The sequence below is a fragment of the Streptomyces sp. Root431 genome, from assembly GCF_001426585.1.
GTDB lineage: Bacteria > Actinomycetota > Actinomycetes > Streptomycetales > Streptomycetaceae > Streptomyces > Streptomyces stackebrandtii.
Map to the genome: position 1 here is coordinate 153,476 of NZ_LMEI01000007.1, position 15,277 is coordinate 168,752.

At 69.3% G+C, this 15,277-nt stretch carries 10 protein-coding genes and 1 pseudogene; 10 read left to right on the forward strand and 1 reads right to left on the reverse strand.

Annotation, left to right across the window (positions count from 1 at the left end):
• The first annotated feature begins 1 nt into the window (after position 1).
• From ASC82_RS07985 to ASC82_RS08025, 9 genes and pseudogenes are all read left to right on the forward strand, one after another.
• Positions 2 to 1,168: an FAD-dependent monooxygenase gene (locus tag ASC82_RS07985; protein WP_056643674.1), complete on the forward strand. Its 1,167-nt coding sequence runs from the start codon at positions 2 to 4 to the stop codon at positions 1,166 to 1,168.
• Complete coding sequence (locus ASC82_RS07990; RefSeq protein WP_079039146.1) at positions 1,147 to 2,973, forward strand: FAD-dependent monooxygenase; 1,827 nt, start codon at positions 1,147 to 1,149, stop codon at positions 2,971 to 2,973. The genes ASC82_RS07985 and ASC82_RS07990 overlap by 22 nt, the downstream gene beginning before the upstream one ends.
• Before the next feature lie 11 nt (positions 2,974 to 2,984).
• On the forward strand, positions 2,985 to 4,052 hold the full coding sequence (locus tag ASC82_RS07995) for a methyltransferase (RefSeq protein ID WP_056643676.1): 1,068 nt from the start codon (positions 2,985 to 2,987) through the stop codon (positions 4,050 to 4,052).
• Between the two features lie 30 nt (positions 4,053 to 4,082).
• Positions 4,083 to 5,297 (forward strand): MFS transporter, encoded by a 1,215-nt coding sequence (locus ASC82_RS08000; protein ID WP_056643679.1) that lies wholly within the window; start codon positions 4,083 to 4,085, stop codon positions 5,295 to 5,297.
• A 388-nt stretch (positions 5,298 to 5,685) separates the two neighbouring features.
• On the forward strand, positions 5,686 to 7,416 hold the full coding sequence (locus tag ASC82_RS08005; RefSeq protein ID WP_056643682.1) for an acetolactate synthase large subunit: 1,731 nt from the start codon (positions 5,686 to 5,688) through the stop codon (positions 7,414 to 7,416).
• Positions 7,413 to 7,643 (forward strand): annotated as a pseudogene (ilvN, locus tag ASC82_RS08010) (acetolactate synthase small subunit); the annotation flags it as partial. The gene ASC82_RS08005 and the pseudogene ilvN, both read left to right, overlap by 4 nt.
• Before the next feature lie 252 nt (positions 7,644 to 7,895).
• Positions 7,896 to 8,366: a DIP1984 family protein gene (locus ASC82_RS08015; RefSeq protein ID WP_056643684.1), complete on the forward strand. Its 471-nt coding sequence runs from the start codon at positions 7,896 to 7,898 to the stop codon at positions 8,364 to 8,366.
• A 290-nt stretch (positions 8,367 to 8,656) separates the two neighbouring features.
• Positions 8,657 to 11,317, forward strand: coding sequence for a transcriptional regulator (locus ASC82_RS08020; RefSeq protein ID WP_056643685.1), 2,661 nt, complete (start codon positions 8,657 to 8,659; stop codon positions 11,315 to 11,317).
• 103 nt (positions 11,318 to 11,420) lie between these two features.
• Entirely contained in the window at positions 11,421 to 12,209 is a 789-nt protein-coding gene (locus tag ASC82_RS08025) for a DUF4232 domain-containing protein (RefSeq protein WP_056643687.1), read from the forward strand.
• 80 nt (positions 12,210 to 12,289) lie between these two features.
• On the opposite strand, the gene ASC82_RS08030 is transcribed toward ASC82_RS08025, so the two are convergent.
• A complete protein-coding gene (locus ASC82_RS08030; protein ID WP_079039148.1) occupies positions 12,290 to 13,423 on the reverse strand; it encodes a threonine synthase in 1,134 nt (377 codons plus the stop codon).
• A 177-nt stretch (positions 13,424 to 13,600) separates the two neighbouring features.
• Here ASC82_RS08030 and ASC82_RS08035 point away from each other — a divergent pair, with 177 nt between their 5' ends.
• Entirely contained in the window at positions 13,601 to 15,172 is a 1,572-nt protein-coding gene (locus ASC82_RS08035; protein ID WP_056643690.1) for a S8 family peptidase, read from the forward strand.
• Positions 15,173 to 15,277: the final 105 nt, after the last annotated feature.

Consider the following 15,277-nt stretch of genomic DNA (forward strand, 5'->3'; position numbering starts at 1 on the left):
CATGGGCATCGACAGAAAGACCTCAATTGCCATCGTCGGCGGTGGATTGGGCGGAGCCGCGACGGCCGTGTTGCTTCAGCAGGCCGGCTATTCCGTGGCGGTATTCGAGCAGGCGCGCACGTTCGAGCCCGCCGGCGCCGGGATCCATCTGTCACCCAACGTGATGCGCATCCTGGGCCATGTGGGGATCGATGACGCACTCGTCAGGTCCGGATTCCTTCCCGAGTCGTTCACCAGCCGGAACCTGACATCGAATTCCGTCAGGAGTGCACTGGCGCTCGGTGACCAAGCCAAGGAGAGGTACGGAGCTCCCTATCTCACCGTCGGTCGCGGCGTTCTCCACCGAGAGCTGATCGACGCCCTGCGGCCGGGCAGCGTGCAGTACGACAAGCGGCTGGTCTCGCTCGACGACCGCGGCACGGAGGTGCGGATGCGCTTCGCCGACGGAAGCACGGCCGAAGCCTCCTGCGTCATCGGTGCCGACGGTCTGGGCTCTCAGGTCCGTGAAGTGATGCACGGCGCCGAACGCCCCAGTTTTTCCGGCCAGATCGCGTACCGGGCGACAGTGCCCGCGCACACCCGAGTCCCGGTCGACAGGCGGTGCATCACCAAGTGGTGGGCCGACGAGAGTTTTGTCATCGGCTACCCGACCGACTCCCGGAGCGATGACTACTACTTCGTCGCCGGCGCAGCGGCCGACACGTGGACGCATCCGCAGTCCTGGGTCGACGGCGACAAGGACGAGATGCTGGACGCTTTCACCGGATCTTGCGATGAAGTCCTCAGCCTGCTCCATGCGGCTCAGTCCCTGACCAAATGGCCGCTCTTCGAGCGCCCGCCGTTGCAGCAATGGGGACGTGGGCGAATCGCGCTCCTCGGCGACGCCTGTCACCCCATGAGGCCGCACATGGCGCAGGGGGCGGCCATGGCCATCGAGGACGGCGTGCTGCTGCTGCGTTGCCTGGAAGCCGAGCACGAGATCGAGGCCGCGTTCTGGCGTTACGCCGAGAGCCGCAAGCAACGTACCGCTCGGGTCCAGGCCGTCTCCGCCGAGAACTCGTGGCTCAAGGACGCCGAAGACCCGGCCTGGGTTTTCACCTATGACGCGATGAACGTTGATCTACATGAATTCAGGAGAGATGCCACGTGTACGACACTGACGTCCTGATCGTCGGGAGCGGTCCGGCGGGGTCATCCGCAGGATTGATGCTGAGCACGTACGGCATCGACAACCTCGTGATCACGAAACATCGCTGGCTGGCCGACACTCCGCGTGCGCACTACAAGAACCAGCGCACCATGGAGGTCTTCCGAGACCTGAACGTGGCGGACGAGATCCTTGCCAAGGCCTCACCCAAGGAAGTCATGGGCAATGTCGTCTTCTGCACCAGTCTGGTGGGCGAGGAACTGGGGCGACTGCCCTACGGCGCCAACAGGGCACAACGGCAGAGCGATTACGCGTCGGCCAGCCCGGCCGAACACTGCGACCTGCCGCAGACCCTGCTGGAACCCATCCTGCTGTCCAATGCTGCTGCGCGCGGCAGCCACGTCCGATTCGACACGCAATTCCTGTCTCTCGACCAGGACGAGCACGGTGTCACCGCGCAGGTACTGGACAGGTTGAAGCGCGAGCGTTACGAGATCCGGGCCAAGTACCTGATCGGGGCGGACGGCGGCAACAGCCTCGTAGCGGAGCAGATCGGCCTGCCCATGGAAGGCCACATGGGGCTCGCCGGCAGCATCAGCATCATTCTGCAAGCGGATCTCTCCCACCTCGTGGCACACCGTCCCGGCTACCTCTGGTGGATCATGCAGCCGGGCGCCAACGTCGGGGGCATCGGCATGGGCCTCCTCCGCATGGTCAGGCCGTGGAACGAGTGGCAGATCGTGTGGGGCTACGACATGAGCGCAGGAGAGCCCGATGTCTCCGAAATCGATGCGGTCGGCATCGCCCGTCAACTGATCGGCGACGATTCGGTGGACATCACCATACGTTCGGTCTCGACGTGGACCGTGAACCAGAAGTACGCCACCAAGTACTCCCGAGGGCGGGTGTTCTGTATGGGCGATGCGGTGCATCGCCATCCACCGTCGAACGGCTTGGGATCGAACACGTCGATTCAGGACGCCTATAATCTGGCGTGGAAAATGGCGATGGTCTTGAAGGGGCAGGCGTCGGACCGACTCCTGGATACCTACGACCAAGAACGCGCGCCCATAGGCAAGCAGATAGTCGAACGCGCGAACAAGAGCATCGAGCAGTTCGGAGGCATCTTTTCCGCGCTCGGGTTGGACGCGAACCTGGATGCGCAGCAGATGCGTATCAACATGTCCGTCCTGAAGGAGGCTTCCGCGGCGGGCGCCGAAAAGCGGAAGATGTTGCGCGAGGCCATCGAGCTCAAATCGTATGAGTTCGCGACGCAAGGCGTCGAACTCAATCAACGCTATGCGTCACATGCCGTCTGCCCGGACGGTACCGAAGAGCCCGCGTGGCAGCGCGACCCCGAGCTGTACTACCAGGCGTCCAGCCGGCCCGGCGCCCGCCTGCCCCATGCGTGGCTCGACCGGCAGGGCACGCAGGTCTCGAGCCTGGACGTGGTGGGCAAGGGGAAGTTCACCTTGCTGACGGGGCTGAACGGGCACATCTGGCTCCAGGCCGCCGAGCGTCTCTCGGAAGAGCTGAAAATCGAGATCGCTGCGCATGTCATCGGCCCCGGACACGCCCTTCAGGATCTCTACGGCGATTGGGCCGACGTTACGGAAATGCCGGAAGACGGCTGTCTGCTGGTGCGTCCGGACGCGTTTGTCGCCTGGCGCAAGGCGGACTCCTCTGCGGCCGTGGACTCGCTGCGCGCAGCCCTGCGCGAGATTCTCGGGCGCGGTTCGGACGGGCGGTGCGATCGGGATGGGCTGATGCGCTCCGGAAGCGAGCGGGCCTCGGCGGCCCGTCCAGACATGGCGATGAACAAGTAGGAGAGGTGCGTATGACCATCCAGACGTCTTTTCAGACGGGGCCCGTTGCGCACGAAGGTCCTGAGGTCCGGGCATCTGCCGCCGGCGACATCCGCAGGATGCAGGAGCTGATTCGCGGGATGGCGGTCACCCAGATGATCGCCGCGGCCTGCGAAGTCGGGCTCCCCGATGCGGTCGACGACGACGGGACCTCGCTGACCTCTCTGTCCGGACGCCTCAAGGTGCACGCGGGCGTCCTGACGCGGCTCGCCCGAGCACTGTCGTCCTTCGGCATATTCGATGTCGATGCGGACGGTGGAATTCGCCACAATGAGGCCTCGCGCCTGTTGAGGACCACCACGGCCGGCCCCTCGCTCCACTGGGCCGCGCGATTCTGGGGCATGCCGGGCATCTGGCGGTCCTGGGGAGCGCTGAGCCATTGCGCCGGTACCGGCGAGGAAGCGTTCTCGCACGTCAACGGTCAGGACTTCTTCTCCTACATGAACGGAAGCCCTGAAGAGGAAGCGCTCTATCAGCGCTATATGGCGAGCGGATATCCGGGGCGCTATGCCGCGATCGCCGACGTGCTCACGGTGGCCCCTGGCGAACGAGTGATCGACGTCGGCGGGGGAACCGGAAGCCTGGCGCGGACGATCCTCGAACGAAATCCGGACGCGCACGCCGTCGTGTACGACCAGGCCAGCGTGATTTCGGCCCTGACCGGGGCGCCGGGGGACGACCGACTGAGCACGCGTGCGGGTAGTTTCTTCGACGCGGTACCCACCGGCGGAGACATCTACATCCTGTCGTGGATTCTTCACGACTGGCCGGACGAGAAGGCGGAGTCCATTCTTCGCAACTGCCGCAAGGCGATGGGCGCCGGCGCCCGAATCGTTGTCGTGGATCGCGTTCTGCAGGAGTCTCCGAAGGATTGCGATCCGCTTGATCTGGTGCTGGATCTGCAGATGCTGGTCTTGCACGGCGGGCGTGAGCGCACACTGGACGACTTCACGCGACTCCTGAATGCGGCAGGCTTTTCCGCTCCTCGGATCCTGTCCGCGCGTCCGGAATTCTCGGTCATCCAAGCACGTGCCGTCTGAACGTCGAATCCCTATCCTGTCGAGAGAGCAATGACCACTGAGAGTGCAACAAGCCGGACGGCGCAGCTCGGCATGTCACGCGGCCTGACCTTCCTGATGGCTCTGGCCTGCGGCGCGGTCGCAGCCAACATCTATTACGCGCAGCCCTTGGTGGCGTTGATCGGCCCCGATGTGGGCTTGAGCGCGAACGCCTCCAGTCTTGTGGTGACCCTGACCCAGATCGGCTATGGCGTCGGCCTCGTCGTGCTGGTTCCGCTGGGCGACATCTTCGAGAACCGTCGTCTCATCATGGTCACCTTGGCGGCATGCATGGCGGCGTTGCTGAGCGCGTCGGTCGCATCGAACGCCGGCCTGTTTCTTGCCACTTCGCTGGTCATCGGCCTGAGTTCGGTCGTGGTGCAGATGCTGGTGCCCTTCGCGGCTCACCTTGCCCCGGAGGAAAGCCGTGGACAGGTCGTCGGCAACGTCATGAGCGGCTTGCTGATGGGAATCCTGCTTGCGCGTCCTGTGGCCAGCATGACGACGGATCTGCTCGGCTGGCGTGCGATATTCGCCATCTCCGCCGGCCTGATGCTGGTGCTTGCCGTCACCCTGCGTTCGGTCCTTCCGGAGAGGAAGCCGAGCACCTCCGTCCCCTACCTGGCGTTGTTGGGTTCGATGGGGCAATTGCTCGTCCGCACGCCGATCCTGCGGCGACGGGCGTTCTACCACGCCATGTTGTTCGGGGCGTTCAGTCTGTTCTGGACTGCCGTGCCACTGATTCTGGCGAGCCCGGCGTGCGGTCTGAGCCAAGGCGGAATCGCCCTGTTCTCCCTGGCGGCGGTGCTCGGGGCCTTTGTCGCGCCGGTTGCGGGCCGTATTGCCGACCGTGGTCTGACGAAACCCGCGACAGGCTTCGCGATCCTGACTGTCGTGGCCTGTTTTCTTCTGGTGTTTGCCAGTGGTGGACACGTCGTCGCGGCGCTGTTCGTCGCGGCGCTCCTGCTTGACGTGGGGATTTCGTGCAACCTGGTGCTGGGGCAGCGCGCGATCTTCTCCCTGGGGGCGGAGATACGCAGTCGACTCAACGGCCTCTACATGGCGATTTTCTTCGCCGGAGGCGCGGTCGGGTCCGCCGTGGCCAGTTCGGTGTACGCGTCGTACGGGTGGGCGGGTATCGCCTGGTGCGGTATTGCCTTCCCGTTGCTGGCGGGCCTCTACTATCTGACGGAGCTGATGCCGCGGCGTCCCGCGCCGGCTGCCTGATCCGGAGGCTTCCGCCACACGGTCACCGCGGCCGGCGAACCCTGCCGACGGTGACTCAGAGCCCGGGGGACTGGCATCCCCACGCAGCGGGAATATAGGCTGAGGCCTCGCATTCTCATGGTTTACCGCGAGAACTTGCTTGAGCCGTCACGAACGGATTCGCTCTGCTCCGACGGGAGTTCTGGTCCCTCGGAGTCGCCGAGCGCGTAGTCGTCACCCGACACCGCTCTTTGCGCGCCATCTTGTAGTACTTCCGGACTTACCGTCCGACTGCTGAATTCTGCGCGCTGCCCTTCGAATCAGTCTTGCGAACGGGCGTTCTCCTCTCATCCGACTCGGGTCAGCAGGCACGCCCCAGCATTCGAGCCAAGCCAACAGGAACGAGCAGATGACCGAACAGATGACAGGTGCTCAAGCTCTGGTCAGGGCTTTGGAGCACGTCGGAGTCGACACCGTGTTCGGATATCCGGGCGGTCATATCCTCCCCGCCTACGATCCGCTCTACGACTCGACCAAGGTCCGCCACGTGCTGGTTCGGCACGAGCAGGGCGCCGGACACGCTGCGGAGGGGTATGCCCAGGCCACCGGCAAGGTCGGCGTCTGCATGGCCACATCCGGCCCGGGCGCCACCAATCTGGTCACTCCGATCGCCGACGCGTACATGGACTCCGTCCCGATGGTCGCCATCACCGGTCAGGTGCCGAGCGGCATGATCGGCACGGACGCCTTCCAGGAAGCCGACATCTGCGGCATCACCCTTCCGATCACCAAGCACAACTTCCTGGTGACGGACCCGGACGACATCGCGCGCACCATCGCGGAAGCCTTCCACATCGCCTCCAGCGGCCGTCCCGGGCCGGTACTGGTCGACATCACCAAGGACGCGTTGCAGGCGAGCACCGAATTCCACTGGGAGCCGACGACCCACCTGCCGGGCTACCGGCCGGTCACCCGGCCGCACGCCAAGCAGATCCAGGAGGCGGCCAAGCTGATCTCCGAGGCCGAGTGCCCGGTGCTGTACGTCGGCGGCGGCGTGCACAAGGCCGGCGCCTCGGCGGAACTGCTCCGTCTGGCAGAGCTGACCGGCATTCCGGTCGTCACCACGCTGATGGCCAGGGGCACCTTCCCCGACAGTCACCCGCTCCACATGGGGATGCCCGGCATGCACGGCAGCGTCTCGGCGGTGGGCGCTCTGCAGAAGTCGGACCTGCTCATCGCCCTGGGCGTGCGGTTCGACGACCGGGTCACCGGGGAGCTGTCGTCGTTCGCACCGCGGGCCAAGGTCATCCACGCGGACATCGACCCGGCGGAGATCTCCAAGAACCGGGCGGCGGACGTACCGATCGTGGGTGACTGCAAGGAGGTCATCGGCGCCCTCGTCCACGCGATCGATCGCCCTGGTGACTACGCCAAGTGGCGTGCGCTGCTCGACGGGCTGAAGGAGACCTACCCGCTGGGGTACGAGGACTTCGGGGACGGCTCGCTGGCTCCGCAGTACGTCCTGGAAAGGCTCAGCTCCATCGTCGGGCCGGACGCCCTCTACGTGGCCGGCGTCGGCCAGCACCAGATGTGGGCGTCCCATTTCATCGGCTTCGAGAAGGCCGGCGCCTTCATCACCTCCGGCGGCCTGGGCACGATGGGTTTCGCCGTGCCCGCCGCGATGGGCGCCAAGATGGGGCGGCCGGACTCGGTGGTTTGGGCGATCGACGGAGACGGCTGTTTCCAGATGACCAATCAGGAGCTCGCCACCTGCCGGCTGGAAGGTGTCCCGATCAAGGTCGCGGTCATCAACAACGGCAACCTCGGCATGATCCGCCAGTGGCAGTCGCTCTTCTACGGCCGGCGGTACTCCAACTCCGATCTGCAGACGGCCCAGCGCGTCCCCGACTTCGTGAAGCTGGCGGAGGCCTACGGCTGCGTCAGTCTGCGGTGCACACGGCCCGAGGACGTGGACGCCACGATCGCCAAGGCAATGGAGATCAACGACGTGCCGGTGGTCGTCGACTTCGTGGTCCACGAGGACGCCATGGTCTGGCCCATGGTCCCCGCCGGGACCAGCAACGACGACATCAAGATCGCCCGAGACATGACTCCGAGGTGGGAGAGCGACGACTCATGAGCAAGCACACATTGTCGGTCCTCGTCGAGGACAAGCCCAGCGCGCTCACCCGGGTCACCGCCCTCTTCAGCCGGCGCGGCTTCAACATCGACTCCCTCGCCGTCGTCCCGGCCGAGGGGGACGGCTTCTCCCGGGTCACCCTCGTGGTCGACGCGGACGACACACCGCTGGAGCAGGTGACCAGGCAACTCGACAAGCTCGTCAACGTGCTGAGCGTCACGGAAGTCGGCCGTGCGCGGCCGGAGTCCGTGTACGAATCGGTGGCGGACTGAGCCGAGGCGGGGACGTGGCACCCACCGGAACAACGTCCTGAGTTCCGGCTCGCCCCTCCCCGCCGCATCGCAGCAGGAAGGGGCCGGACTCGACGAGTCCGGCCCCTTCCTGGTGTGCAGGCGCGTCCGGCCGGGCGTGCGGTCTCGGGGTGGGGCTGATGGCGGCTGACATACTCGGGGTGATCGTCGTGACGGAGGTGGGGGACCTTGAAGCTTGCCGAGGCGTTGGCGTTGCGGGCGGATGCTGTTCGTCGGGTGGAGCAGTTGCGGGCGCGGGTGGTCAGCAGTGCTCGGCATCAGGAGGGTGAGGAGCCGGCGGAGAACGCCGGGGTGCTGCTTGCCGAGGCCGGTGAGGTGCTGGACGAGTTGGAGGGGTTGATCCGGCGGATCAACCGGACCAATGCCCAGGCCGTCGTCGACGGTGGTGGCACGCTCACGGACGCGCTCGCGCGGCGGGACGTGCTGCGGTTGCGGCATGCCGTGATCACCGATGCGGCCGATGCCGCCGCCGGTCGGGACCGGCACGGTGCGGTGCGGCAGCTGCGGTCCGAGCTGAAGATGCTGTCGACGCTGCCGGTCGGCGAGCTGCGGGCGCGGGCGGACGTGCTTGCCAGGGAGATCCGGGAGACCGACGTACTGATCCAGCGGTCGAACTGGGAGGTCGACCTGCTGGACTGAGCGCGTGGAGTCGGTAGTCGTCACGAAGGCGTGCACAAGCCGTGGGCCGACGGTCAAATCGGTCCCTCCTGGTGCGTGGAGAGCAGCGCAGGGGTTCGATTCCCCTTTTACACAGCCGCTCAGCACACCGCACAGGTGATGGTGCACAGCGCACAGCTCACCACCATGTGCAGATTCGGACGACGAGGGCGGGATCGGGGATCTCCACGTCACGGGCGACCCCTTCGGCCCACGTATCCTCGACTGCTGGGGATCGGGGGCCGGGGGACAAGGGATCGCGGAGGTATCAGGTGGAGTTCCGGCTGCTCGGATCCGTTGCGCTGGTGACGGAGGACGGCGATGTAGCCCTGGGGCCCGCCAAGCGGTCCAGTCTGCTCGCCATGCTTCTGTTGCGGCCCAACGGTGCAGTGAACGTGGGGCAGTTGATCGACGCGCTGTGGGAGGACGAGCCGCCCACGCACGCCAAGACCGTCCTCCAGGGGCACGTCTCGCGGCTGCGGGCGCTGCTCGCCGAGCACGGGGCCGAGGCGTACGGGGTCGAGCTCGCCACGCAGGGTTCGGCGTACGTGCTGCGCATGCCGGAGTCGCTGGTCGACGCCCACCGCTTCGAGGAGCTCGTCGCGCTCGCCGGGGTGCAGCGCCAGCCCGGTGACGCCGTACGGATGCTGCGCGAGGCGCTCTCGTACTGGCAGGGGCCGGCGCTCACGGGGACGGTCCACAGCCGGCCGCTGGAGGCCGCCGCCGGGGGGCTCGAGGAGCTGCGGCTGGCTTCCGTGGAGGCGCTGGCCGAGGCGTACGGGGCGCTCGGCGAGCACGGCCGGGCCGCCGCCGTGCTCCGTACCGAGGCCGTCGCCCACCCCCTGCGCGAGTCCCTGGCCGCCGCGCTGATGCTGGCGCTCGGCCGCGCGGGGCGCCAGTCGGACGCCATCGACTGGTACCACCGCACCCGGCGGCTCCTCGCGGAGGAGCTCGGGGTGGACCCCGGCGAGGCGCTCAGCGAGGCGTACACGACGCTCCTCCGCGCCGCCGAGCCCGTCGCCCGCGTGCCCCGCCCGGCCCTCCCGGTCGAGGCGTCCGTCGCGGTGGCGGCGCCGGAGCAGCTGCCGCGCGCGCCGCGCGGCTTCACCGGCCGGGGCGCCGAGCTGGCCGCCCTCGACCGGGCCATCGCCGGCGTGGTCGCCCCCCTCTGTCTCGTCACCGGACCCGCCGGCGTCGGCAAGTCGGCCTTCGCCGTCCACTGGGCGTACGAGCGTCGGGCGGGCTTCCCCGACGGGCGACTTTTCGCCGATCTGCGCGGCTTCAGCGACACCCCGGCGCCCGACACCGCCGCCGTCCTCCGCGAGTTCCTGCTCGCCCTCGGCGTCCCGGCGCTGCGGATCCCGGAGGCCGCCGACGCGCGGGGTGCGCTCTTCCGCTCCCTCACGGCGGGCCGCCGGCTGCTCGTCGTCCTCGACAACGCCCGCTCCTCCGAGCAGGTCAGGCCGCTGCTGCCCGGCGGCGACCTGTGCGTGACGGTCGTCACCAGCCGCGACCGGCTCAGCGGCCTCATCGCCTCCGACGCCGCCCGGCCGGTGCCGCTCGGGCACCTGCCGCCCGCCGACTCCGCCGCCCTGCTCGCCACCGTGCTCGGCGAGGCGCGGGTCGCCGCCGAGCCCGCCGCCGCCGAGCGGCTCGCCGGGCTCTGCGACGGGCTGCCGCTCGCGCTGCGCGTCACGGCGGCCCGCCTCGCCGAGCGGCCGCAGTGGACCCTCGGTGCGATGGTCGGCGAGCTCGCCGACGAGCAGATCCGGTTGACACTGCTGGACGTGGAGGACGTCGGCGTCTCCGCGGCACTCCGCCTCACCGTGCAGCAGCTGCCCGAGTCCGCCGCCCGGATGTTCCGCGCGCTCGGCCTGCACACCGGATCCGATCTGGACCGCTTCGCGGCGGGCGCGCTCGCCGGCACCTCGCCCGCGCAGGCCTCCGTCGACCTGGACCGGCTCGCCGCCGCCCACCTCCTCGCGGAAGCCGTCCCGGGCCGCTGGAGCCCGCACGACCTGGTGCGGCTCTACGCGCGTCTCCTCGCCCCGGAGGCCGACCCCGAGGGCCTGCCCCGCCTCCTGGACCACTACCTCTATACGGGGCTCGCGGCCGACGCCGCCGCCGAACCGGGTTCCCAGCCCTGCTACTCGCTGCCCGCCGACGCGCGACGGCCCGCCGCCACGCGGGAGTTCGAGGACCGTACGGCCGCGCTCGACTGGTACGCGGCCGAACGCCCCGCCCTGGAGGGCGCGGTGGCCGCCGCCGCGGCGCTCGGCCTCCACGACCGGGCCTGGCGGCTCGCCCTCGTGCAGTGGCCGCTGATGCTCATGCGGATCGGCGACGGCTGGACGCCGCTCCTGGAGGCCGGGCTCGCCTCCGCCGAGCTCGAGGGCAACTTCGACGCGCAGTCGCGGACGCGGGCGCTCCTCGGCTGGGTCCTGCACGAGGAGGGGCGGGACGCCGAGGCGCTCGTCCACCTGGAGAAGGCGCCGATCCTCGCCGCCCGGGCCGGGGACGCCGTCAGCGAGGCGATCGCGTACGTCAACTACGCCGCCGTCCTGGACTCGACGGGCGAGCCCGAGCGGGCCGGGCTGCTCATGGTCCACGCGGTCTCGCTCGCCGACCGCACCGGCCATCCGTCCACCCAGGTGCTGACCCTCCAGCACCTGGCGACGCACTGCCTGAAGGCGGAGCAGTACGACGAGGCGCTCGCACACACCGTTCGCGCGGGGGAACTGGTCGCACCCGACGCCGTGGTCGTCCGGGCGCAGCTCCAGATCGTCCGGGGCGAGGCGCTGGCCGGCATAGGCCGCCTTGAGGAGGCAGCTGACCAGCTGAAACGGGCGATCGTGGCGGCCGACGCGGCCGGTTTCACCGAGGGATCGGCGCGGGCTGCGGAGCGGCTTTCGCGGCTGTCAGCGGATCGTTAGCGGTACGCAAGCCGGACGGCAGCGGGGGACCGGAAGCTGGATACAGCACGCAGTACGGAACTGCGTACCGCGTCGACCTACAGCTTCACGGGGGAGAAACATCATGCGTATTCAGCACAAGAGCACGGTCCTGGCCGCGGCCGCGATCACCGCCCTCTCGCTCGGTCTGACCGCCTGCGGCGGCGACACCGACACCGGCGCCAAGGACGCGGGGAGCGCGAGCAGCTCGCAGCAGTCCGCCGCCGGCACCACGGACAAGGGCACGGCGGACACCGCCTCCGGTGGCACCGGCTCCACGGGCTCGGGCTCCACCGGCTCCACCGGCTCCACCGGCTCCACCGGCTCGGGCGACACCGCCGGCACGGCCGACCAGGCCTCGGTGAAGGGCGCCACCGCGGGCGGCTCCACGAGCAAGGCCGGCGGCTCCACCGGCTCCACCGGCGGCAAGACCGCCGCCACGGCCCGTGCCTGTGCCCACGGCGACGTCAAGATCACCGCGGCGAAGGCGGACGAGGTTCCCACCGAGCACATCGTCCTCACCGCCACCAACGTCTCCGGCAGCTCCTGCACCCTCCTCCAGTACCCGCTCATCGCCTTCGGCGACATCCAGACGGCCAAGGACGTCCCGGCCGTCGCGAAGAGCAAGCCGGCCGCCCCGGTCGTCCTGAAGCCCGGCAGCCCGGCGTACGCCAACGTGCGCGTCGCGCTCGGCGGCGTCGACGAGGAGAACAAGGTCGTGAAGAGCTTCAACGTGAACCTCTTCGCCGCCGACGGCCCGGCCGAGGGCAGCATCGTCGTCAACGCCCCCGCCGGCGGCATCGCCGTCGACGAGGCCGCCGCCAAGACGGGCTACTGGACGTACGAACTGCGCACCGGCGCCGACGAGTTCTGATCGGCACGAGGGCGGGACACGCCCCCCGGGGCCGTCCGGCCGCGGGACACGCCCCGGGGCCCGCCCGGCTCCGACCCGCCCTAGCGCGCCAGCCCCGTCTTCGCGCCCGCCCCGCACAGCGGGACGACCGTGAGGCCGGGGCGCGGCGGGTTGGCGCCGACCGCCGCCCAGCAGGCCACGCCCGTCGCCTCGACGAAGAGGCCGCGGGCGGCCAGGTCCCGCTGGGCGGTGCGGATCTGGTCCTCGGTCACCGTCAGGAACGTGCCGCCCGTCTCGCGTACCGCCCGGAGGATCCGGCGGGCGCGGGGCGGCGCCGGGATCGCGATGCCCTCGGCGAGGGTGGGGCGCGAGGGGGCCGGGCCGTCGATGTCGTCCGCGCCCGCGTGGAAGGCGGCCGCCAGCGGGGAGACGGCCTCGGCCTGGACCGCGACGAGGGCGGGCCGGTTGTCCGTGAGGCCCTGCCGGTGCAGTTCGTCGAGGGCGAGGGCGGCGCCGAGGAGCAGCGTGCCGTTGCCGACGGGGACGACGATCGTGTCGGGGAGCCGGCCGCCGAGCTCCTCCCAGAGCTCGTACACGTAGGTCTTGGTGCCGTGCAGGAAGTACGGGTTGTAGACGTGCGAGGCGTAGAACGTGCCGGGCGCGTCGGCGGCCTCCCGGGCCGCCCGGGCGGTGGCCTCGCGGTCGCCGGGCACCTCGACGACGCGGGCTCCGTGCGCCCGGATCTGCTCCAGCTTCTTCGGGGACGTGCCCTCGGGTACGTACACGAGGCTGTCGAGCCCGGCCCGGGCGCCGTACGCGGCGATGGCCGTGCCCGCGTTGCCGCTGCTGTCGGCCACGACCCGGTCGAGGACCCCGGCGCGTGCCAGGCGCAGGGCGTGCGCGGCGAGCATCACCGCGCCCCGGTCCTTGAAGGACAGCGTCGGCATGAGGAAGTCGAGCTTGGCCGAGACGGCGTCGGTGAGCGGGACGAGGGGCGTGCGGCCCTCCCCGAGGGTCACCTCGGTCCCGTACGGCATCGGCGGCAGTGCCTCCGCGTACCGCCACAAGGAATTCACACGTGACGCGAGGGACGGGAGCGACGGGAGGGATGACGGCGCCGGTGTGAACTCCAGATCCCAGGGGCCCCGGCACTTCGGACAACACCAGGTGAGCGCGTCCGTGGGGGAGTGAACCTGGCAATCGGGGCACACGTAGGCGGTCATGGGGCCCAGCATGTCAGCCGTGTGACACGCGCGTGTCGGCTCCTGCGTGACCCTTGTGTGATTCCTATGGATCCGCCAATCTTTCGCTCGGCAGCCGGACATGGGAAACGGCGCGGACATCTCGCGTCGTCTTGTCATGCCCATGCCTTCCCCCACAGCAACGCACCACCAATGAGGAGGACCCCTCACATGTCAGTGATGCGTGATTCACGTCGCCGAATAGCCACGGCCGCGGCCATCGCCGTCGCAGCCCTCGCCCTCGGCTCCGCCTCCACCTTCCCGGCCGCCGCCGCACCGGCCGCCGCGGAAGGCGTCATCGAGAACGCCGGAGCCGAAGGCACCATCGCGGGCAGCTACATCGTCACCCTCGACGAGTCCGCGCAGGCGGAGACCGCCAAGGGCCGGGCGGTCGCCGCCAAGTTCGGCGCGAAGATCAAGCGGACGTACACCTCGGCGATCAACGGCTACTCCGTCGAGCTCTCCGAGGCGCAGGCGAAGAAGCTCGCGGGCGACCCCGCCGTGAAGTCCGTCGTGCAGAACCGCGTCTTCACGATCGACGGTACGCAGCCCTCCCCGCCGTCCTGGGGCCTCGACCGGATCGACCAGAAGGCCCTCCCGCTGAACCAGAGTTACACCTACCCGGACACCGCGGGCCAGGGCGTGACCGCGTACATCATCGACACCGGTGTGCGCATCAGCCACAGCGACTTCGGCGGCCGCGCCTTCAACGGCTACGACGCCATCGACAACGACAACACCGCCCAGGACGGCCACGGCCACGGCACCCACGTCGCCGGTACGGTCGCGGGCACGTCGTACGGCGTCGCCAAGAAGGCCAAGATCGTCGGTGTCCGCGTCCTCGACAACTCCGGCTCCGGCACGACCGAGCAGGTCGTCGCGGGCATCGACTGGGTCACGCAGAACGCCGTGAAGCCGGCCGTCGCCAACATGAGCCTCGGCGGCGGCGTCGACACCGTCCTCGACGCGGCCGTCCGCAACTCGATCGCCTCCGGCGTCACGTACGCGGTCGCGGCGGGCAACGACAGCTCCAACGCCTCCAACTACTCGCCGGCGCGCGTCTCCGAGGCGATCACGGTCGGCTCCACGACCAACACCGACGCCCGCTCCAGCTTCTCCAACTACGGCACGGTCCTGGACATCTTCGCCCCGGGCTCCTCCATCACCTCGTCCTGGAACAGCAGCGACACCGCCACCAACACCATCTCCGGTACGTCGATGGCGACCCCGCACGTCGCGGGCGCCGCGGCCGTCTACCTCGCGGGCAACCCGACGGCCACCCCGGCCCAGGTCTCCACCGCCCTGACCACCGCCGCCACCCCGAACGTCGTCACCAACCCCGGCACCGGCTCCCCGAACCGGCTGCTCTTCGTCGGCGGCGGCACCACCACCCCGCCCGGCCCGAAGTTCGAGAACACCGCGGACTTCGCCATCGCCGACAACGCGACGGTGGAGTCCCCGGTCACCGTCAGCGGGGTCTCGGGCAACGCCCCCTCCGCCCTCCAGGTGCCGGTGAACATCGTCCACACCTACATCGGTGACCTCCAGGTCCAGCTGATCGCCCCCGACGGCTCGGCGTACACGCTGAAGGCCTTCGGTACGGGTGGCAGCTCGGACAACATCAACACCACGTACTCCGTGAACGCCTCCTCGGAGGTCGCCAACGGCACGTGGAAGCTGCGGGTCACGGACAACGCGAACGCCGACGTCGGCAAGATCGACAGCTGGGCGCTGCAGTTCTGAGCCCAGCCCCCTGTCGCTCGGCTGAGCCGAAGCAACGGTGAGGGGCGGTCGCCTGAGGGCGGCCGCCCCTTCGGCGTACCCCGGGTCGGGGGGTGGGGCGGCCGA

Excerpts from the sequence above, each read along its gene's own strand:
- ASC82_RS07985 (WP_056643674.1), top strand. The coding sequence starts at position 2 with ATGGGCATCGACAGAAAGACCTCAATTGCCATCGTCGGCGGTGGATTG.
- ASC82_RS07995 (WP_056643676.1), top strand. The coding sequence starts at position 2,985 with ATGACCATCCAGACGTCTTTTCAGACGGGGCCCGTTGCGCACGAAGGT.
- ASC82_RS08000 (WP_056643679.1), top strand. The coding sequence starts at position 4,083 with ATGACCACTGAGAGTGCAACAAGCCGGACGGCGCAGCTCGGCATGTCA.
- ASC82_RS08005 (WP_056643682.1), top strand. The coding sequence starts at position 5,686 with ATGACCGAACAGATGACAGGTGCTCAAGCTCTGGTCAGGGCTTTGGAG.
- ASC82_RS08025 (WP_056643687.1), top strand. The coding sequence starts at position 11,421 with ATGCGTATTCAGCACAAGAGCACGGTCCTGGCCGCGGCCGCGATCACC.
- ASC82_RS08030 (WP_079039148.1), bottom strand. The coding sequence starts at position 13,423 with ATGCTGGGCCCCATGACCGCCTACGTGTGCCCCGATTGCCAGGTTCAC.
- ASC82_RS08035 (WP_056643690.1), top strand. The coding sequence starts at position 13,601 with ATGTCAGTGATGCGTGATTCACGTCGCCGAATAGCCACGGCCGCGGCC.